At 57.1% G+C, this 583-nt stretch carries 1 protein-coding gene; it reads right to left on the bottom strand.

All coding sequences use genetic code 11. The features are described 5' to 3' along the window. Positions 1-28 precede the first annotated feature (28 nt). Positions 29-583 (bottom strand): IS3 family transposase (locus HMPREF2760_RS08215; protein WP_148138853.1); only part of this gene is annotated, 555 nt, incomplete at its 5' end.

The raw sequence follows: 583 nt of genomic DNA, 5'->3' as shown, positions 1-583 counted from the left end.
GTGGACACGTAGTGGAGCTACCTAGTGGTTAGGCAGCTATTTCTTTTCTGCTGTTGATTGAGCCGGCGTGGTTCTCGAAGTCGACGGGGCTGACCATCCCGAGTGCGGAGTGCCGGCGCCGGCGGTTGTAGACGACTTCAATCCAGTAGGCAACAGCCTTACGCGCGGCATCACGGGTCGCCCAATGCTTACGGTCATAGAATTCGGTTTTAAGCGTCGACCAGAACGACTCAGCCATCGCGTTATCGAAGCACACGCCGGTACGCCCCACAGACTGAGCAATGCCTAGGCTGCGGCACACCTCCCAGAGCTTCTCACTGGTAAATTGAGTTCCGCGGTCAGCGTGAAACACCAGCCCATCAGGAACGTCACCGCGCAGCGTATGCGCCATCCGCAGGGCCCGTTCGACCAGGGATGTATCTTGAACACTATCCATAGCCCAGCCCAATACTCTGCGGGAATGGCCATCGCGGACTGCACATAAGTACAGCCAGCCTTCACCGGTGCGCAGGTAGGTAATATCCGACATCCACACCCGGTTGAGCTCACCAGTATCAAACATGCGTTTAACCAGGTCAGGAAG

This window comes from Corynebacterium sp. HMSC065D07, assembly GCF_001810695.1.
GTDB lineage: Bacteria > Actinomycetota > Actinomycetes > Mycobacteriales > Mycobacteriaceae > Corynebacterium > Corynebacterium hesseae.
The sequence above is the reverse complement of the archived record's forward strand: the minus strand, read 5'-3'. Positions and strand labels throughout refer to the sequence as shown.